Here is an 18961-nt window from a genome sequence, read left to right as displayed (position 1 = left end):
CAAAGGTTTAATTGTATAGAAAAGCTAATTAGTACACTCAATTGGCTCTATCATTATTGTTACAGATCAGCCAGGTAGGGCATACTATTCCCGCACCCTTACCGCCTGCGCAGATACACCGGATGTTAAAACCAATGCTTTATCGGCCTTTGAGAGATCTCCGCCTTCTATTTTAATATTGGCGCATTCTTTGCCTTCGGCCTGCAGCAGATTGGTTACGGGTGTTAATACACGCAATGCACTTACCAAAACATCCCGGGTGTTAATGAAACGTAATAGTGATTCGGCACTTTTTTGTCCCTGCGCGCTTAAGCCATTTATTGTTGCGTCTTCTACATTATCCAGGATCAGGGCAGGACGCTGATCCGGACTTGCCGTAGCAAACCTGATGTTGTGGAGCGATAAGCCTTGCACATTCCGGGCATACATACCATAAGCCGGAGGAATACCGATCTCGTAATATTCGCCCGCCACTTTGGGAACATCCCTTACTGCAGCCTGCTCTGTAGTACCGCCGCCGGGAAAAGTGATATGTACATTATCAAAAGAAATATTCTCTAAAAAAACATCATCCATGGCATTCAATGTAACACAGGAAAATATTTCGCCGGGATTGTATTTGCTGGCAAATTCCGAATCGCGAAGCGGAACCGGCTTTACCACGGTAGCCTGAATATTGTTAAAGGAAATATTGCGTATAATTCCGGGGGTGTCGGTTGTTTTATTAACCGAAGATTTTTGAATGCCCAGACCTATTGAAATGGGACCGGTTACATCCTTCATCACCAGGTTTGAAAATGAGATGTTCTCGAACCGTGAGCCGGGAGAGCAGCGCATTTTTATGGGACAGCCATAGGTTTCATAAATGAGGCAGTTTGAAACGGTAATATTTTCGGCCTCACCGCCCCCAAAACGGAACACCGACCATCGGGTGCTGAAGGAGCAATCAGAAACTGTTACAAATTTACAGCTGCCAAATAAAGCGCATGCATCATCCTGGCATTGTACATCGCAGTTAGTTACATGTACATAAGTGCTGCCAATAAAATGAAAGCCATCATTATTGTGTACTACCTTGCCACGGATAAATAGCCCCTCCATTTTCACATAAGAGCAAAGACAAACCCGCACCGAGTGGTAAGCGCTGTTGATCAACGAAATATTACGTACCGTAAGGTTTTTGCACTGGTAAAAAAGTAAATGGTAAGGACGGTGATTGCCTGTGATACCGGCCGGCGGTAAAACCCCTTTGGTATCGCTGCGGAATTGCGCACCCTGCCCGTCAATGATCCCGTTACCCTCAATGGTAATATTATCGGCATTAACGGCAAATATCAACCCCACGTTTCCATCGTTCATGGTCCATCCGATGTCAAGGGGGATGGTATCACAGGCACGGTATTGCCTGCCATCGGCCGTTCCCAGCAATTTCCCCTGGGCGGCTATGTGCAGCGTAACGTTGCTTTTTAACTCAACCGTTCCTATAACAAATACCCCGGCAGGTACCATTACGGTGCCGCCCTGTTCTTTATTGCAGGTATCAATTGCCGCTTGTACAGCCGCTGTATCCAATGATTTACCATCGCCTTTTGCGCCGAAATCACGAATATTATAAACACGGGCGCCTATATCATTACCGGATGTTTTTACCCGGGTGAGGGATTCAAAGCCAAAAGTGTTTGACGTAGCAGCTATCAACCCAGTACCTAATGAAACTTTACCCATAGCGCCCAGCCAGTTACGGCGGGATATTGCTTTATTATCTTGGCCTGTCATCAGTAATTTAGTTTTGGTGTGGTTAAATTACCGGCCGCGGCAGTGGCACACGACCGGTGTTAATAGAGATTCGGTATTATTTAGTTTGATAATAAAGCACCCTGTCAATTACCTGTATGGCCCCGTTTATTGCCAGAATATTACTGGTGCGTACACTTACGTAGCCTACAGAATTGGAGAAATCATTTAATCTCATGGTAAAGTTTTGATCATCGTTAACCCGCAGTGTCATTATGGAAGTGGGGTTTAACGGATCATAATTTAGCGGCTGCAGCGTGGTAGCTACAACATTGCTGGGTGTTAAATTATTAAACGAATATGCCCCCTGTACAATTAAATACAACAGGTAATTTTTAACCTGCTCTTTAGGGTAATCGCTCCATTTTGTTGCCGGCTTACCATTAACCAGGTATTTGCCCCAGTAACAATCGGCAGTAATGACGGGTACTTTGTTTACTACCGTAGTACGGTAAACGGCATCATTGTGCAATAGTATAAACGTACAGTTGGTTTTGATATATAGATTGGTATCAATGCCCGAATATTCAATAGCCTGGCGCATCAGCTTAAAAACAGTATCCTTTCCGGCGAAGTTATAACTGCGGTCTTTAATAAACTGCCAGGTTGTTTTATTAATATGCGGATCAAGCACATAGGGATGATATTCCGCATTTTCCTGCATCTTTAATCCGGCAAGGTTACAGCCTGCCATGCTTATTAAAAGGCCTGCCAAAGCAAACCAAAAACCTGCTTGTTTCATCTTTTTCATTATGATAATGTTTTAATTAATAAGGTGGATTTTGAGTTAGTTTGGTATTGGCGTTTAACACATCCTGATCAATCGGCCAGAATATTTTCCGGGGATCACCAAAACCGGTAGAAGGAAAACCTTTATTAACCTGCCTGATCCTGATCACCGGATCCATGATACTGATAATGATATTATTTCTTTGCAAATCAAACCAACGCTTGGCTTCGCAAAATAGCTCCAGCTGCCTTTCGCGTAAAATTCCGTTGGCGTTAACAGGGCTGCCGTAAAGCATGGCATCGGCATCAGCAAAATCACTTGCCTGGTAGGCCGGTAAGCCTGCCCGGGTATGTACCATATTTAAATAAACCAGAGCGTTGGCCAGATCACCTGTCCGGTTTAACGCTTCAGCCCTTAACAGGTAAATATCTGCAAGGCGGTACAATGGAAAAAGCAGGTTAGCCTGGGGCGAATTGGGATAAATCTGGTTGCCGTTCTTATCCAGGCTGGCCGCATAATATTTTAATATTTTATCATGGTTATTCACTTTAAAATCAACACTTAAAGCTCCTCTGATGTCAGTTGGGGTTGTGGTATAGTATGACCATAAAGCCGGATCGACAGAAAAGTCACTATTGGTATCGCCGGCACCAATTTCCTGTGAAGTTTTATTTCCTCCGTCAACGGTAAAATCCCAGTTTAGGCTCCAGATACACTCTTTGGTATTTGTTGGAGCTATAAAATTATTTTTCCAATTGGCGGTACTTTCCAGGCTATATCGGTTTAATTTAAACAGGTTATCGCACCATAATAAAGCATTACTGTAGTCATGATTATACATGTAAACATCCATTAACATAGCAGCGATACCTCCAGAGTTTAAATTCCACACTACAGATGCTGTATGGTCTGACAGGTCAAAAGCTTTCTGCAGATCGGGCAGGATAAGATTTTTTACAATATCGGCGGCTGGCGTCACAGCTTTGTATGGGTCGGAACTCAGGTCTTCATAAGGCTCTGTCCACATGGGTACATTTCCCCAGAGCCTTATCAGCCAAAAATAGCAGTAAGCCCTTATCCCCAGGGCCTGTGCCTGCAGGTCCTTTGATAAAATGGGGTCAATTCCGTCAATGGTGGGGATATATTTTATAGCAAAATTTGCACGGCTGATGGTTGCGTAGATCAGTGTCCAGTCGGCGCCATTAGTGGTTGGCGTTAAAACATTTAGTGCCAGTGGCAAACCGTCATTATAGGTAGGGTGATAACTTAAGTTATCGCTGCGGCCATCGCCCCAATAAATATACTGGCTGGTAAACATATCCTGAATGCCATCATATATGCCGGCAATACCTGCCCTGGCATCATCAGCTGTTTTCCAGAATTTACTGGCGGCCAGCTGACTTTGAGGTGGCTGATCCAACAATTTTTTACAGCTGAACAGCGAAACGGAGAACATTAAAAAAGTAATGATTATTTTTTTCATGATCAAATTCATTTAGAAATTAACATTTAACCCAAAACCAATTTCGCGCCTGCGCGGATACCTGCCATTGTCATTACCCGGCGTTAAGGCCGAACTCGACGAAAACTCAGGGTCATACCAGGTATAGTTGGTCCAGGTAAGCAGGTTTGCGCCATACACATAGGCCCCTATATTTTTCATTTTAATGCGCGAGGCTATATTTGCTGGCAGGTTATAAGTGAATTTGGCATAACTGAGCCGTATGAACGAGGTATTTTCGAGGAAACGGCTCTGCGTTCCCGGAAAATTAGCGACCGAATTTTTACGCCCCATGTAAGGTATATTGGTAATATCCCCCTGCTTTTTCCACGAATTATAGGTTGTATTATTATCAGCAACTATACCTGATGTGGCCAGGTTATTGAGCGTTTGCCTTGGGCTATCATAAGCCTCACCGCCCCAAATGGTATTAAAGGTAAACGACAAGCTGAATTGTTTATAACTGAGGGTATTGATTATGGCGCCATAAAATGACGGCTGCGCATTGCCAAGGATTTGTCGGTCATTGGCATCTATTACGCTGTCTTTTTTAACATTGTCAAATATCATATCGCCGCCAAGCAACAGGGCTCCGCCTGCGTACATATGGTGTACAGTACCGGAGTATGTTTGCCCGTTCAGGGTATAGCTTGAAGCAGTTTTTCCATCGGCAGAAACGCCTACAGGTGTTAGCCTGTTCCAATTGCCGTCGTAAGCATTTGATGCATCATACTGATACACGCCGAGGCCTTTGTACCCGTAAAAATCACCAATCTTGCCGCCTTCCTGAACCAGGTAAGTAGCACCTCCCGATGTGGCCAGGAACGGCTGGTGATTGTAAAGGCTCTTGATTCTGTTACGCTCAACAGATAAACTGGCATTAACGCTCCAGCTAAAGTTTTTACTGGCTACCGGTGTGGCGTTCACAGAAAGCTCAACGCCGTTATTGGTAACATCGCCAACGTTTACATATACATTGGTAAAGCCTGTTTCAACCGGTATATTACGTTGGTAGAGCAGGTTTTTTGTTGTTTTTTGATAATAATCGGCAGTTACATTTAAGCGGCCCTTAAAAAACTGCAGATCAAGGCCTATATTTTTCTGGATATTGCTTTCCCATTTTAACTGGGTATTACCAAATTGGTCGCTTAAAACCACACCATTAACTGCATTGTAGAAAGACGAACCAAAGGTATAAATGAGCAGATTTGAGTTGGCCGGGATCCGGTCATTACCAACTTGCCCATAACTTACTCTTAACTTGGCATCCTCCAGGAATTTTTTAGACCAGGCCATGAAAGGCTCGTCAGAGAAACGCCAGGCAGCAGACGAACCGTAGAAATTGCCATATTGGTTTGAACTACCAAACTTTGATGATCCATCTCTGCGGTAAACCACGCTCCATATGTACCGGCTTTTATAATTATAGCCGGCGCGGGCATAAAAGGACTCGCGACTGGTTGAGCCAGCATTGGTTCCCGTGTTGGTCAGATCGATGGTACCGGCAACGTTCGATGTATAAATGGTTTCATTGGCATAATTTGTCCCGGCAATTTTAAAACTGTTATTCTGTGTTTTTTCGGCACTCACCCCGGCCACCGCGGTGATGGAGTGATTACCTAATGTTTTATTATAGTTTAAAAATCCCTGGTAAGCCCAATTAGTATTAACAGCAAAATTTTCCCGGCCCGAGCTTACGGTGGGGTTAGCGCTGCTTAACAGTTTCGGATCAAAAAATACATTGTGCGGAGTTGACAACCCAAAATCAAAGTTATTGGTTAAACGCAGGTTTTTGCTGATAGTATAATCAATCTGATTAAACAAATCACCTGTGTATGTGTTGGTTACGTTAACCTCCAGTAAAGCAACCGATAACTGGTTACGGCGCCCGCTGATGTAGCCGGTTAAGGTTCCGTCCGGATAATATAAAGCTAAATTTGACGGCCGCTGAAATGCCTGGTTGATGGTATTACCCTCATTAATATTATTGTTGGTATTATAACCAAAAGAAAGGCGGTTACTATATTTAAACCGGGGAGATACCTGGTAATCGAGGTTGAAACGGGCCTGCAGTGTCTTTGAATAACTGTTAACGATCAAGCCCTGATCATTAATATACCTGAGGCTTGAATAATAGGTGATATTTTTTTCGCCGCCGCTAACACCAAAATCAAGGATATCTTTTTTTGCCAGTTGGGTAATTACATCCTGGTTGTCATTATCAGAATTAAAAACCACGTTCAGCGAATCGTTGGTAGTAGTTGGCTTATCGGGGCTGTTACCGTTATATAAATTCCGTTCCATGCGCAGGTCTTTTGAATTTGGTTGTTCAAGCTTATGAGCCATTACGCCAAAAATGCGCGCATACTGGGCATTAATAAGCGGTTTGCCCGCCTGTCCCCTCTTAGTGGTAATTAATATAACACCGTTAGCTGCCTGCGAACCATAGATAGCTGCCGACGCGGCATCTTTTAACACTTCAATAGATTGAATATCATTAGGGTTAACATTATCGGCACTTGGACTCAAAATTCCGTCAATTACAAACAACGGCGCATTACCCGCGGTAGAGAAAGTAGATCCACCGCGAATCTGGATAGAACCGGTAGCTCCCGGCTCGCCCGAATCATTTACAACCAACACGCCCGATGCCTGCGACTGTAAAGCATCGACCAGGTTAATTGGATGACGCTCTTCTATTTGTTTAGCCGAAACTGTTGCTATAGCCCCGGTAAGGTCACGCTTGGCTACTGATTGGCCATACCCGGTTACAATCACCTCGTTGAGGTCGGTTGCCGATTCCTTAAGCGTTACGTTGATGTTTTTACGGTCGCCAACCGTTATTTCTGTTGAAACATACCCCACGAACGTAAATACCAGTACGGCATTATTGTCGGGTACATTGATCGTGAACTTTCCGTTATTGTCCGTCAGGACGCCCAAATTAGTGCCTTTTATCTTCACACTTACCCCCGGCAAGGGCCCCTTATTATCTGCTACCAGGCCGGTAATAGGAATGAGCGCCGCCTGCGGCTTTTTATCACTGATGATAACCAGGTTATTGCTGTCGACCCTGTAGGTAAGCCCCGTTTGGATTAATAACTTATCCATTACGTCAGCTATAGAGGCGTTAACCAGGTTAACGTTGCCAACATGCAATGCATTTAAAGCATCATCATTATAAACGAAACGGTAGGTACTTGCTTTTTCAATCTCTATAAGCGCACTTTTTACGGATACATCACGAAGATTGATATTGATCCTGGTTTGACCGTAGCCTTTTGAAAAAACCTGAAATGAAGATATAAGTATCAGGATCAGGGTACACTTTGCCATAAGAAATATTTTTAAATAGCATCGCAACCGCATATTGCTTACGCGGCAAGCATTTTTTTTCATAATTTAGTATTTAGGTTACTTTAATTATTGGTTTAAGAAGACTTGTAGTTGGGTACCAATCATTGCGGGGAATGCGTCAACATTCTCCGCTTTTGGTTTAATGGAGATTTATGGGTCAAGTTTTATCATACGCATATTTTCAGGTTAAAAATTATTGATTAATAAATAATTACTTTTCCGTTATCAATCAAAAAGTTAAAATCGCGGGTAGCTTTAAGCGCGTCCAACGCTGTGCTTAATGACTCCTTTGTAAATTTTCCGCTAAATCTTTTCTGCTTTAATTGTTCATTTTTAAATGAGATGGAAACACGGTACCACCTTTCCATTTTTTTGGCTACCTCATCAAAGTATTCATTATCAAACACCAGCTTATTTTCAAGCCACTGGGCTTCTGCGGGTAATGAGTCGTTTTTTGCCGTGTGCAGGGCACTTAAGGTAATAAGCATATTATTTTCATCCCGATGAGATCTGATCCTGTTTGGGATAGTTAATTTTTCGGAAGGCTTTAATATGATAGTATGATCAGGGTTTGACGCCGGGGTAAGCTCTATCCTTCCCCTGATCAGGGATGTTTCTGAAACATTATCGTCCGCATAAGAACGTACATTAAAGGCTGTGCCCAATACCTTTATTTGCATTGCAGCAGTATTTACGATAAATGGCCGTTCACTATCCTTTACCACGTCAAAAAAAGCCTCGCCGGTTAATTGGATCATCCGGCATTTGTTGCCATAATTTGTTTTATAAACTATTTTGCTGCCTGCATTAAGCCACACCTTTGTACCGTCGGGCAGGATTATTTTGCTGACATTACCCAGGGGGGCCGTTATCTGGTAGGTTTTAACATCATAGTTTCCGAAATAATATTTCCAGTAAAAAAACGACAGTAAGCCAAAAACCAAACATGCTGCGGCTACCGTAACGGTGACAAATCTGCGTTTGGAGTTTCTCACCAATATTTCAGTGTCATTTACCGGGCCATTCGAAGCAGTATTGCCGGTATCAAGCTTAGTTTCCAGCCTGTCCCATTTTTGCTGAAGTTGGTGAGAGATAAAGCGGGGCGGCTGATCGGGGTTTTGCTGCCACATGGCTTCTAATATTTGTATCGAATAAACATCCGCCCAGGGTTGCTTAAGCATCATATCCAACTGATGGAGCTCTTCGGGGGTAGCCTCCTTATTCAGTTTTTTTCCAACAAGTATCCAAAGTGTATCCTGGTTCATTTTTTTGCGTCAGTAACAAGGACAGGGAAAAATGAAAACACCCCAGTGATAAAATAAAAATAAATTAAAATGCAACAACAGGCCTGATCTGGAACGGGCTAAACCCCAAAAAAGCCGCACCATTTGATTATGGCGCAGCTTTTTATTTTGCTGTATCTGGTTAAAACTTTGCTAAAAAAGGAAAATGCCAGATAACTTTTTAAAAACCTTTTTATGATGGCCGGATGAAGAGGAAATTGCCGCAGCTATTGTTTTAAGCGCGTTGCCCATATGATATTCAACCGTTTTAACAGAAATATTCAAGATTTCTGCTACCTTCCGGTATTTTAGCCTGTCTTCTTTAACAAGTTTATATACCATTTTACATTCGGCAGGTAACCTTTCTATCGTGTTATCAATAATTTTTGCAAGTTCATCCGTGATGAATATATCCTCGGGGGAACTGCCATGGTCTTTAAACTCAAAATTGACCGATTCAAAGTCAATATAGCTCATTCTATTAGCTGCATTATAGTTGATCGACTGGTTTTTGACCGCTACATACAAGTAAACTGTTAAATTATTAACACCGGCTAATTTGCCCCGGGTTGTCCATACTTTTATAAAAACATCATCTACTATCTCCTCGCCTACTTCAGTTAATTTCACAAAAGAGCAGGCTAATTTTAACAGCCTGTCATAATACAAAAAATAAATTTTTTGAAAAGATGCCAGATCATCATCATAGGCTATTTTTAAGAGTAAATCTTTAACGTCAATATCTAACATTAGCAGCAGGTTTGTTTGGTACGGGCATTTATGGTGGAGAAATGCCTATAATTGGTAGCGCTAAATTTAGGTGGGAAAAGCAAGGCAGAAATAAACAATATTGACCATTTACTAATCTCAGTTTACAATTACACATATTTGTGATGCGCTTAACGATATTACCTGCTCCGGCAAACCTGGATAATGTATAACGGGCGCAAAAAATAAACGAGATTTAGAACACCTAAAAACTGATGATGATGATTAACATACTTTTTGCATTAGCCAAATAAGCTATATCCGGTTTTAAAACAAGTCCCGAACTTCAAAACGGTCCATGACCTGCGTCAATAATACATCCTGCTCCCGGGGCACTGAAGAGCCTTCCACGCGTAAAACTTCGATATCCGTCAGGCCCAGATACCCCAGAATATGCCTGAGATAGGGTGTTGCAAAATCAAGCTCTTGTAGCGGACCTTCAGAGTATACCCCTTTAGAACTGATAGCCAGGAACACCTTTTTGTCCCTCACCAGCCCTTCAACACCGTTCGGGCCAAATCGGACCGTGCGCCCTGCCCTGACAACCTGATCAATCCAGGCTTTGAGCGTGGAGTGGATATGGAAATTATAGATGGGCACACTGATCACGATCACATTCGCCTCCAGCAATTCGTTTACCGCTTCTTCAGAATAACGGACTCCCGCAAGGTTTTCAGCCGTACGGTTTTCAGGTCGTGTAAAAAACGCGCTCAGTTGTGCTTGTCCCAAATGCGGAAAGGGTGTTTCGGTCAGGTCGTGCACTTTCACGGTATACGGGGAATCGGCTGACTGGATCTTTTCAATAATTGCCCTGCCCAGTTTGGTGCTGAAGGAAGCCTCGCCACGCGGACTGGAAATGATATGCAAAATATTCTTCATAGGTTACTTTAATCGTTTTGCGGTCGTTCCAGTTGATACAGTTTTCTGAAAACAGTCGTATGTAAAAATAAAATGGTAGCCGGAGCAAAAGCGGGGAACCAGACGAACGGAAATACGGTCATTTCCCGGAGATTTCCGTTTGCGCCAATTATGACCGCGATCACCAGGAGATCAACAATATCCAGTATACCAAAAATGCTCCAGGCATAAACGGCAGTTTTCCAACCGGTTTTTCTTTTAATCACCATTCTGGCGACAGGCAAAGCCAGGATAGCAGTAATAATATCCCCTAACCCGGCCGAAAATGCAAACTTGGCGGGAAGAAGATGATAAACGTATATCAGAATAAAAAATACGCCGAGAAGCCTGAATATATGTATACCGATCAACGCCTCCAAAGTGATGGACCTAAGCAAGGTTTTAAATAAACGCGTGTTGCCGATATAACCGAACAAAATGGCCATTAACGGTATACTGGCCAGGATCATTACTTTAGGCGGTAGGGAATTGACATCAAAAACACCTTTTAAAGCAAGCAGGCTGACATAAGCGATATAGGCCATATAAAAAACTAAAATACCGAGTTGAATATTGGTTGCCCTCCGCCGCGTGATATCAGCACCGAGCGCAGCCTTTCTTACGGGTTGGCTAATGAAAACGATCGAATAAAGAAAAGTGGCGATAAATAAAACAACCGCCCAAAGCGGCATCCGGGAAATATGATCTGTCATTTTGCGATATTATTTAATGAGCAGACAAAGGACGGTTAGATTTTTTAGTTTCCACTTCGCAAATGGCAAGAAATGAGGTTCGTTCATTTTTTTATAAACTCTTTCCTAATCCTGCTTAACGAGGTGTCCGTAACTCCTAAATAGGAGGCTATATACTTTAACGGCACATTTTGAAATATTTCCGGACTTGAGCTGATCAGTGCCTCATAGCGTTGCTCGGCCGTTTCCTGCAACATCGACAGCATTCTTTCCTTCAGCTTGCTGTACTGATCTACCAAATTCAGCCGGCCATAATCACGGAACTCAGGCATGGTATGAAAACTTTCCTGCATATCTTCATAAGTGATGTACCAGGTTTCACAATCAGTGACCGCTTGAATATTTTCTTTTGTGGGGCTTCGCTTGAAAAACGAAAGCAAATCGCTGGCAAAACTATTTTGCGAATAAAATGCGGTTGTGACCTCGTTCCCTTTGACATCATAGATATACGACCTGACAATGCCCTTCTCTATAAAATGAGATTCACTGCAAACTTTACCTGTTTTAAGTAAATAATTATTCTTTTCGATCTTCAACGGTTTGAACTTCTCTGCAATGACACCAACCTTGGCCGGACTCATTGGCAATACCTGTTGAATGAACTGAACCAGGCTATCTTTATTCATTGGCAAACAATCTTTTAACCTCATATCTGTAAGATTTGCATGCATTGAGAATAAGTTGCGCCTATCGGAATGATGTGTTCATTGATATTGATTTGTGTTTTATCGAATTTGCTAACCTTATCGCAGGCAACTATAAATGCCCGATGGGTGCGGATGAACTTATTTGCAGGAAGCATGAGCTGCATGTCTGTTATAGTGATCCTTGTACTTAGAGAAGTATTGTCTTGCAGGAAAATTTTGGCGTAATTGCCGGCAGCTTCGATAAATAGGATATCGTCCAGTTTTACTTTGATTTGTTCATAGCCGTCTTTGATGAAGATGGATGGGGGCGGCTCGTCGGCTTGAGATCTGTTTCGCAAGCTATAGAGTTCGTATACTTTGTTGCAGGCTTTCAGGAAACGAGGGAGGGAAAAGGGTTTCAGCAGATAGTCGACCGCATCCAGTTCGAAGCTTTGTACCGCATGTTCGGAATATGCTGTGGTGAAAATAACCATTGGCGCATTATTAATACTGTTCAAAAAATCGATACCGCTGATATCCGGCATTTTGATGTCCAGGAAGATCAGATCAATCTTATTCTTCTGTAAATAACTTAGTGCTTCAAAAGCATTCGTAAAAGTTTCTCTTAACTCAATAAAAGGAACCATAGCTGCATGCGCTCTAATCACGTCGAGTGCTATGGGTTCATCATCAATGGCGATGGCTATCATACTTTAAAATTAGTGATTAACGGCCAGTTGTATAGAGAGATGGACGAAAAACTCCCTTGCATTTTCACGCATCACCAGTTCGTGCCGGTTTGGATAAAGTAAATTCAACCTTTGCTTTACGTTTTCCAGGCCAATGCCACCCCGCTCTTTTTCCGGATCATTGTCCGGGCGGCTGTGGATACTGTTATGGACATCGAAATAAACTGTAGAGCCTTCTACCTGCAGAGCTACCTTGATATGCGAGGGATTCTGCAGGCTGATACCATGTTTGAATGCGTTCTCGACAAAAGGGATCAGCAACATCGGAGTGATGATTAATGGTCCCTGATATTCTTCGATATCGGTTTCGATAGCTATAGAGGATGATGTGGCACTACGTAGCTTTTGCAGCAGAATATAATTCTTCAGGTATTCAATGTCACGCGAAAGCGTAATCGTGTCTTTGATGTTTTCCTCCAGCATAAAGCGCATCATTTCGCCTAATTTTTGGATGCCTTCTCCTGTTCGTGCAGCCTGTTCCTGCAACGCGGTACCATACAAAGTATTCAAAGCATTAAACAAAAAGTGAGGGTTAATTTGTGATTTTAAAAAATTGAGGTTTGCATCTGATTGGCCAAGTTCGGTCTTCAGCATCTTAATCTCCTCCTGATTCTTCATATTGCGTCGCCTGTAGGTACCAAGTGCAAGTGGTGTTACTATAAATAATTGGGTGAAAAAATTCAGGATCACCAAAACTTGAATATTGTTTTCGCCCCCGGTATTAATGATCATTACCGCATTAACCATGGGCCTTATCAACACACGGTTAGTGCCGTTAAATGATAAACTGATTAGAAACACTGCTATACAAGACAATAGAATAAATAGAAACATGTGGAGGAAATAAAAAAGAATATTTCTGTTTCTTGATTTAAGCGTGGGTAAAAGTACGTGTACAGCATACAAGTACAGGGATATGGCGACAGGTACTACAAAGAGCATATAAAACCGCATCATTAGCGGGGTAGAAAGGTAAAGCAGTCCCACTGTAATTAGGATCCAGGATGCGGTAAGTAGGGTCGCTTCACTGTGTAAAGCGCCGTCATTGTTTTGCCGGTTACGGTTGAAATAAATGTACAGGAGCTTGAGGGCAAGCAGAGCCGTAAAATAAATATTGATGATCCCAACCAGGTAACCAAGCGCCAGGAAAACGAGGAGGAACAGGAAGCCTTGCAGGGGCGGTTTACTTTCGCTTTCAAAAGCCGGCGCCATATAGAAGCAAAACAAAAGATATATCGTAAAGGTTACGAGATAACTAAACAACACAGGCATCAGCGTTTCCGCGCTCAATTGATTCTGGTGTACCAGATCCAGTATGGATATGAACACAGCCGCGACTATAAAACCGGTTGCGATCCAAAACTCGATCCGGACGGCATCATCCTTAAATTTTAAATTGAATTGTTTTAACATGGCCTTTTGTGATATAAGATTTATGTGTTTCTATTGCAATGGTACAAAGCCTGGCTTTCTTCTGAAAGTAAAATGTGATGAACCATTTGAAAAATGTGATGGACCGTAATTGAAGCATAATTATCTAAGACTCAAAGGTGGCTTACAAGTGTGCATCCGTCAACCCGCATCTTATTTAACAAGGAAAAATAGAAATATAACAATATAGCCGGTATTTTCTGAATAAGACAATACCCAACAAAGAAATATATATGTTGTTAGTGCTTAAATACAGGAAAATCTAAAAGGCAATCCTGTTCATTCTGAATCGAATAGCAGAAATAATAAAAGTTTATTGGATCAAGGGGAAAAGTTGGGGGGATGAAAGTTTAAGCATAGATTTTAGCAAGTCTGAATAGAAAGAATGAAGTATCTCTTACACCTCTGAGAGTAGCTCTGAAAGCTTTAACTTTAGCATTGAAAGATTCTGCAGATGCGTTTGTACTTCTGTTATCGAAGAAGTTCAAGATAGATTCATAATGTTGCTGAACGGACCTTGCAACGGTTTTAAAAGCATTAATACCAGAGTCTTCCACCTCATTATACCATATAGCCAGTTTTTTAAAGGCGATCACTTTGGTTTTACAATTAGTGAATATATTACCTAAGCTGATAGCAAGATTATAAGCTTTGAGCAGTTCCGGATATCTTGAAAAAAGCAGATCAGCCCTTTCCTTTTGTGATAGCGTCCATTTAGATCGATGCTTGAACAGCAAGTATCTGCTTCGGGCGAGTAATTGTTTTAAAGTATCGCCATTACTGAGCACTTCGGGCTGATAGGATTGTTTGTTTTTCCGGGCCTGTTCAATCAGCTTACTTTCCGCATCAAGAGCTTCCCAGCGATATTTTATTCTTGCTTCCTGAACAGCGTCATAAGCCAGCTTTTGTACATGGAATCGATCCACGACCCGCACAGCATTGCTAAAACATCTGCGTATAGCTTTGATCATGTTTGCCGCCATGTCCATCGTTACCTCCTTTACTTTATTCCTTGACCTTAAGGGTATTTTCTCCAGTACAGCGATGATTTGTTCAGACTGTGTGCCTTTGATCATCGCCACTATGGCTTTTTTATTCCCTTTGGCTTGTTTGTTGGTAACAATGGTATAGAGTTCCCCATTGCTTAACGCAGTTTCATCTATACTCAGATAAGGGCCTGTGTTATCTGCAAACAACATCCAGTCTTCCGCATGATCCTTTTGGCTCCAGCTATGAAAATCACTTAGGTGATCTTTGTATTGCTGACCGAGCTGCTTGCCATCTACCTGGTATAACCGGCCTAATAAATGGCTGCTGATCGGGTGATTATCCAAATATTCCTTTTAAAAAAGTGCCGAATTCAGTTGTCATTCGCGCCCCTTTTCTTACTAAATCCCAGTCTCTTGTGATAAGCTCACCACTCGCTTTAACTTCCCATCTGCGCCTTTTTATACATAAGGCTACTTTATGGCAGCGGATAGGAAAATCCTGAATAGCTGTCTCTGGTAAAAAGCCTTTTGACTCTAACTGTGACTTATCATAACCTGATGGAGCAAGGTTCTTCTCCTCCAGATAAATGTTCAACGCTCCATTCTCTGATGAACGGACATCGGTAAGTTCAAAATAGTCTAAAAGGCCTTTTGGTAAGATTAAATGGACAAGGGTTTCGTGGGCTGATGACAAGTGGACGCGTGTTGATTATTATATCCACAAAGCAAACACTTTTTTTTCTCCCCCACAATTTTTCTGCTTGATCCAGTTTATTTTCAACCCCTGGTGGCCCGATGTGTGAACTAAAACAATTAGGGCTGCTCATTGATGAGAAGCCCTATGATGATTTTGATAAAATCTCGTGTTGCGGAGAGAGAGGGATTCGAACCCTCGGTACCGTTTCCAGTACGACAGTTTAGCAAACTGTTCCTTTCGGCCTCTCAGGCATCTCTCCGTTTTGTTTTTTAAACTATATCCCTTTTTTCAGGGACTGCAAATATAGTAATTCAAGTATCCCTGCAAAAAAAAATTACATTTTTTAATAATCTATCCTTACGTGATAAATACTCATCAGCATCCGCTTAAAAATAGCCTTAATAGTTTCAATATCTTTTAAAGTTATATTACTGTCTTTCAACTGGTTTTGATCAAGCTTGTATTTCACAATACGATCTACCAGTACACTGATGGATTCTTCATCGGGCTCCTTTAACGAGCGCGAAGCGGCCTCAACCGAGTCGGCAAGCATTAAAACGGCACCTTCTTTGGTAAAAGGAATGGGGCCGGGATAGCGAAAAATGTTTTCGTTGATGAATTTTTCGGGAAAATTTTTCAGTGACGACTGGTAAAAATAATCCACGCGGGTATTGCCATGATGGGTACGGATAAAATCAATCACAACCTCGGGCAGGTTGGCCTTGCGTGCCATCTCAATACCCCTGCTCACGTGGCGGATAATGATTTGGGCACTTTCTTCATAAGGCAGTTTATCATGCGGGTTAAAGCCCGAACTTTGGTTTTCGATAAAGAACAAAGGGTTCTCCATTTTGCCAATATCATGATAAAGCGCCCCCGCCCTAACCAGCAAGGCATTGCCGCCAACTGCATAAATAGCGTTTTCGGCCAGGTTAGCTACCTGCAGCGAATGCTGAAAAGTGCCCGGGGCGTTAAAAGCCAGTTCGCGCAGCAATGGCGCATTGGTATTGGTTAGTTCGATGAGCGTAATTTCGGAAGTGATGGCAAAAACCTTCTCGAATAAATAAATGAGCGGGTAAGCCAGCAGGGTAAGCAGTACACTAACTACAAAAGGCAAAAAGTCCATCCAGTCGATGTTCAGGAAATCACCCTCGCGAATAAAGGTAATCCCCAAAAATGCCACGAAGTAGGTAAAGATGATGATCACTGCCGAGATCAGGAACTGTTCGCGGCGAACCAGGTTTTTAATACTGTAGATGGACACCATACCCGCCGTAATCTCATAATAGGCAAACTCAAAGCTGTTGGGCACAAAGAAGCCGGCTATCAGCACCACCAGCAAATGGATATTAAGCGCCAAACGGGTATCAAACAATATCCGAATAATAATAGGTACTATACAATAAGGAATATAATACAAATTAGTCGGGAACTGCAGTTTTATAGCCAATGATAAAGTGGCCAGCATGGTAGTAATTACCAGTAATATCAAACTTACCAACCTGTTATCGGCGTAAATATCCTTACGGAAAAGATACAGGAAGATCATGAGCAGCGATATGGCTATAGCCACCAGGAAAAATTGACCTAAGAGCACTAAGTTTCTGTTACCGTTAACACGGGCGTTATCCTCAAAAGCTTTTTTAAATGATTCAAGTTTTTGATAAACATCGTCATTAACTACCGAGCCTTTGTAAACTATCACCTCCCCTTTTTGCACCATTCCGCGTGTTACCGAAAGGCCATCTATAACTTCCTTCTCCAGCCTCGAAGTAAGGTTATTATCATAAGCGAGGTTATTTTGGAGGCGGTTACTGATCACATCGAGCAGGAAGGCTTTATCTAAATCAGTATGCTTGCTCAATACCTTATCAGAATAAGCCTGCGCTTTTTCTTTGGTAAACAGTTCGCTGGTGTTTTTATCAGTGGCAACATTCTTGTCCAGGATCCGTATGGGGTAATTCTCGGAGCTTTGCTGATATTTAGCATTGGGCTTAAAAACCCCTGTTTGGTAAATTTCTGTCAATAAATCGGTACCGACAGCAATATACTTTGACTTAAGTTTGTCATTGATACCGGCATTGTGCCATTTAATTTCCAGGTCGGCTTTAAAACCTTCAATCTGCTGGTTTTGCATCCCTGCGTCCAGCTGGTAAATTGGCGTTATGCTTTCCAGTGCCGATTTTTGGTCGGCCATGATTTCCTGCGGTGTTTTTAATATAGCGAAATTATAGGGCGATACCAGGTCTTTCTGGTTCCAGATCCTCCCCTTTTCGTGCTCGTAGCTAAATTTTGCCTGCTTCGGTAAAAAGTAAACAATAAGCACGATACTAATCAGCATCATCAAAAACTTAACATTACGGGCGTATTTGCGCAGTAAAGCCTTTTGGCGCGAAGTGGATAGTTTTGCCATTTAAATGATTAACCTGCCAAAAATAATATAAGTTTCTGTTATATGCAGTTTTTCTTGCTTTTGCAAAAACAAATTTGATATCTTTGTGATATCACTTTAAAATCAATCTGAATCATGAATCCTGAAAAAACCATCAACCCGCCATCCGGCTTTGCTGTGCTTATTGTATTCCTTGCATTATTGGTAATAGCTGCCCTTTGCTTTTGGGCGGGTGAAGAACCTATCGGCGCTATGTTAGCCATCATCGGCTTCGTTTTTCTGCTCCCGGGACTTGTTGTCGTTAATCCTAACGAATCAAAAGTACTTACCCTTTTCGGCAAGTACCTGGGTACTGTAAAAAAAGACGGCTTTTTTTGGGTGAACCCTTTCACCGTAAAAAGAAAAGTATCATTAAGGGCCTTTAACCTTAACGGCCAGCAACTGAAAGTAAACGACAGCATTGGCAATCCCATTGAAATTGCGGCGGTTATAGTATGGCAGATCAAAGATACCGCAGCTGCCGTATTTGCGGTTGAAAACTATATCCAATACGTAAACATCCAAAGCGAAGCCGCGGTAAGGCACCTGGCTAACTCGTTTCCTTATGATAACCTGGAGGATGAAACTGCAGCCATTACCCTGCGCGGTGGCGCCGAACAGGTAAGCTCCATGCTCGAGAAGGAATTGAACGAAAGGCTTGACCGCGCCGGCATTGAAGTATTAGAAGCCCGCATCTCGCATTTGGCCTACGCTCCCGAAATTGCACATTCTATGCTGCAGGTACAGCAGGCATCGGCCATAATAGCTGCTCGTAAGCTGATAGTTGAAGGTGCCGTTGGCATGGTTGAAATGGCACTGAACAAGCTATCCGAAAAAAACATAGTTGAGCTTGACGAGGAACGCAAGGCAGCCATGGTAAGCAATCTTCTGGTTGTACTTTGCGGTGATAAAGCAGTTAACCCTGTTGTTAATACCGGTACTTTATACCATTAATA

15 protein-coding genes and 1 tRNA gene are annotated in these 18961 nt (G+C 42.3%); 1 reads left to right on the top strand and 15 read right to left on the bottom strand.

Annotated elements, in window-relative coordinates:
• Positions 1 to 84: 84 nt before the first annotated feature.
• From MusilaSJ_RS27145 to MusilaSJ_RS27075, 15 genes are all read right to left on the bottom strand, one after another.
• Positions 85 to 1776 (bottom strand): glycoside hydrolase family 28 protein, encoded by a 1692-nt coding sequence (locus tag MusilaSJ_RS27145; RefSeq protein ID WP_274987873.1) that lies wholly within the window; start codon positions 1774 to 1776, stop codon positions 85 to 87.
• Between the two features lie 76 nt (positions 1777 to 1852).
• Positions 1853 to 2545, bottom strand: a complete 693-nt coding sequence (locus tag MusilaSJ_RS27140; RefSeq protein WP_274987872.1) for a fasciclin domain-containing protein — start codon at positions 2543 to 2545, stop codon at positions 1853 to 1855.
• Positions 2546 to 2561: 16 nt separating this feature from the next.
• Complete coding sequence (locus MusilaSJ_RS27135; protein WP_274987871.1) at positions 2562 to 4007, bottom strand: RagB/SusD family nutrient uptake outer membrane protein; 1446 nt, start codon at positions 4005 to 4007, stop codon at positions 2562 to 2564.
• A gap of 12 nt (positions 4008 to 4019) precedes the next feature.
• Positions 4020 to 7361 (bottom strand): SusC/RagA family TonB-linked outer membrane protein, encoded by a 3342-nt coding sequence (locus MusilaSJ_RS27130; protein WP_274987870.1) that lies wholly within the window; start codon positions 7359 to 7361, stop codon positions 4020 to 4022.
• Positions 7362 to 7582: 221 nt separating this feature from the next.
• Positions 7583 to 8647, bottom strand: coding sequence for a FecR family protein (locus MusilaSJ_RS27125; protein WP_274987869.1), 1065 nt, complete (start codon positions 8645 to 8647; stop codon positions 7583 to 7585).
• Between the two features lie 171 nt (positions 8648 to 8818).
• The gene (locus MusilaSJ_RS27120; RefSeq protein WP_274987868.1) at positions 8819 to 9415 is read right to left on the bottom strand and encodes an RNA polymerase sigma-70 factor; all 597 of its coding nucleotides are present in this window, start codon (positions 9413 to 9415) and stop codon (positions 8819 to 8821) included.
• A 285-nt stretch (positions 9416 to 9700) separates the two neighbouring features.
• Entirely contained in the window at positions 9701 to 10312 is a 612-nt protein-coding gene (locus MusilaSJ_RS27115) for an FMN-dependent NADH-azoreductase (RefSeq protein WP_274987867.1), read from the bottom strand.
• A gap of 8 nt (positions 10313 to 10320) precedes the next feature.
• Positions 10321 to 11043: a DUF8737 domain-containing protein gene (locus MusilaSJ_RS27110; RefSeq protein WP_274987866.1), complete on the bottom strand. Its 723-nt coding sequence runs from the start codon at positions 11041 to 11043 to the stop codon at positions 10321 to 10323.
• Positions 11044 to 11126: 83 nt separating this feature from the next.
• A complete protein-coding gene (locus MusilaSJ_RS27105) occupies positions 11127 to 11708 on the bottom strand; it encodes a Crp/Fnr family transcriptional regulator (protein ID WP_274987865.1) in 582 nt (193 codons plus the stop codon).
• Between the two features lie 20 nt (positions 11709 to 11728).
• A complete protein-coding gene (locus MusilaSJ_RS27100; protein ID WP_274987864.1) occupies positions 11729 to 12418 on the bottom strand; it encodes a LytR/AlgR family response regulator transcription factor in 690 nt (229 codons plus the stop codon).
• 9 nt (positions 12419 to 12427) lie between these two features.
• Complete coding sequence (locus MusilaSJ_RS27095; protein WP_274987863.1) at positions 12428 to 13870, bottom strand: sensor histidine kinase; 1443 nt, start codon at positions 13868 to 13870, stop codon at positions 12428 to 12430.
• A 368-nt stretch (positions 13871 to 14238) separates the two neighbouring features.
• Positions 14239 to 15222 (bottom strand): ISAon1 family transposase, encoded by a 984-nt coding sequence (locus MusilaSJ_RS27090; protein ID WP_446725117.1) that lies wholly within the window; start codon positions 15220 to 15222, stop codon positions 14239 to 14241.
• On the bottom strand, positions 15215 to 15571 hold the full coding sequence (locus tag MusilaSJ_RS27085; protein ID WP_274987862.1) for an ISAon1 family transposase N-terminal region protein: 357 nt from the start codon (positions 15569 to 15571) through the stop codon (positions 15215 to 15217). Before MusilaSJ_RS27085 ends, MusilaSJ_RS27090 begins: the two co-directional genes overlap by 8 nt.
• A gap of 175 nt (positions 15572 to 15746) precedes the next feature.
• A tRNA-Ser gene (locus MusilaSJ_RS27080) sits at positions 15747 to 15833 on the bottom strand.
• Between the two features lie 84 nt (positions 15834 to 15917).
• Complete coding sequence (locus MusilaSJ_RS27075; RefSeq protein ID WP_274987861.1) at positions 15918 to 17987, bottom strand: HD family phosphohydrolase; 2070 nt, start codon at positions 17985 to 17987, stop codon at positions 15918 to 15920.
• A gap of 114 nt (positions 17988 to 18101) precedes the next feature.
• Between MusilaSJ_RS27075 and MusilaSJ_RS27070 the strand changes: the two genes are divergently transcribed.
• Entirely contained in the window at positions 18102 to 18959 is an 858-nt protein-coding gene (locus tag MusilaSJ_RS27070) for an SPFH domain-containing protein (RefSeq protein ID WP_090526686.1), read from the top strand.
• Positions 18960 to 18961 lie beyond the last annotated feature (2 nt).

This window comes from Mucilaginibacter sp. SJ (assembly GCF_028993635.1).
Classification (GTDB): Bacteria; Bacteroidota; Bacteroidia; order Sphingobacteriales; family Sphingobacteriaceae; genus Mucilaginibacter.
The sequence above is the reverse complement of the archived record's forward strand: the minus strand, read 5'-3'. Positions and strand labels throughout refer to the sequence as shown.